This is a genomic window from Sphingomonas sp. STIS6.2 (assembly GCF_000732685.2).
GTDB lineage: Bacteria > Pseudomonadota > Alphaproteobacteria > Sphingomonadales > Sphingomonadaceae > Sphingomonas > Sphingomonas aerolata.
Window position 1 is genome coordinate 1 of record NZ_JPDP02000084.1, and the last position, 1,526, is coordinate 1,526.

At 54.5% G+C, this 1,526-nt stretch carries 1 protein-coding gene and 1 pseudogene; one reads left to right on the forward strand and one right to left on the reverse strand.

Annotation, left to right across the window (positions count from 1 at the left end; genetic code table 11):
* Positions 1 to 385 precede the first annotated feature (385 nt).
* Positions 386 to 615: pseudogene (locus sphst_RS20910) on the reverse strand (integrase core domain-containing protein); the annotation flags it as partial.
* A gap of 49 nt (positions 616 to 664) precedes the next feature.
* On the opposite strand from sphst_RS20910, the gene sphst_RS20570 reads away from it, so the two are divergent.
* The gene (locus sphst_RS20570; RefSeq protein WP_159043601.1) at positions 665 to 805 is read left to right on the forward strand and encodes a hypothetical protein; all 141 of its coding nucleotides are present in this window, start codon (positions 665 to 667) and stop codon (positions 803 to 805) included.
* Positions 806 to 1,526: the final 721 nt, after the last annotated feature.

Sequence of the window (1,526 nt, forward strand, 5' to 3'; positions counted from 1 at the left end):
ACATTCTGATTGTGCCGGAGGGCTACACCTAGCCTGTTGGCATATGAACGAACGTCTAATTTTTTGCGCGCTATCTGGCGGTCAGCGGATGGCCGGAATTAAGTCGCCTCGGCTATCAGTCTTCCAAAGGTATACTCAAAACGCACCACACCTTCATACAAGGCGGCTTTTTCGCTGTCGACTATCTAACCTACAGTCAAAACGACCGCAAAATGGCGTGGACAAACATGACCCTGTCGTAAATATTCTGACTTTCGCGACATGGAAACTGCTGCCGGCTATTGGAATAATATGTGCAGAAAACACCTGTTTGTCGCATATCGTGATTGCGACCGGGTTTTCCGCACATAAGCAGCCACCCCCGGGTAATACAAATAGTTAGTGAGTGCATTTTCGTTTCCGCCGCCATTGCCGGGCGTAGGTGGAGCGAAGTGGAACCGGAGGCCGGCAATGGTGGTGTCGCCGCTTCTCGTGCCCGCGGGCAGTAGCCCAGACTGCTGTGCGGCCGGACAGAGTTTAATGGCGCCGCCACGCCTCAATCAGCAATCGTGCCTAGGCGAGTTTGTAGAAGACCTCGCCGTTGAGCTGCTCGTCGCACAGCGAGCCGTTGATGGTGCCGTAATCCCATGCTCGTGCGTTTCCATCGGGCAGCAAAGGAAAAACCATGAATCCGACACGCATTCCTGGCAACGAGCCCGACCTCGGCGATATGTCCACAGAGCCAGGCTTTGGAACGCTGAGCGATAACCCGGCGGAGCATAACCTGCCTGACGATAATGCCGACAAGCTTGGTGATTTTGCCTAGCTCACATGTGCCGCTTGATGAGTAATTAGGAAAAGTCAGCTTTTAGAAAGGCACCCGGCGCTGCTGCCGTCTCCGACGGAGCGGCGATCGGGGCGTCAGGGGGCTTTTTCGAAAGAATCGGATATCGGGATCGCCGTCCTAGCACTTGCTGCCGTCGCGAGGGGGTCCCTTTTGCAACGGCAGGAATCGTTACTCGCAGTCATTCGGGGCTTGTATACGATGAGTAAACGCGACGTCGCGTTCTAAACCTTTTCGTCACGATTGGCTTACCGATACAGCGAAACTCCTCAATGGCATTGCCATGCTGGCTTGCCCCGAACATGCACCGGGTGAAAAAAGTCGTCAGCACCGATTAGGTCACTGTGATGGTAAATGACGACGGCACGTTTGAGATTGAACTCGTCGCGGACGGCATTCCGGGCGTGGTTTTGCCAGACGCGCGAGTGTTCAAAGGCCGGTTGTCGCCCGCCGCGCTGAAGCGCTTTCGAACGTTGGAACAAAGCTCCTCGCCGGTTGGCGCCACAGTGCGTCTTAGGCAGGCGGTAAATCGTCGTTCCCAGAAAGTAGGCAGACCACCCGATGACTTAGTCATGACAATCTGCGATTTCCAATCGCCTAGGTTTAGATAGAATATTTCCTCGGTGTTTAGACTGTCTTTTTATGAGTCAACTTGAGAGCAGATGTTCTGGCTTTACCGCGGAAACGCTCAGTCCGCCCGCCG

Excerpts from the sequence above, each read along its gene's own strand:
- sphst_RS20570 (WP_159043601.1), top strand. The coding sequence starts at position 665 with ATGAATCCGACACGCATTCCTGGCAACGAGCCCGACCTCGGCGATATG.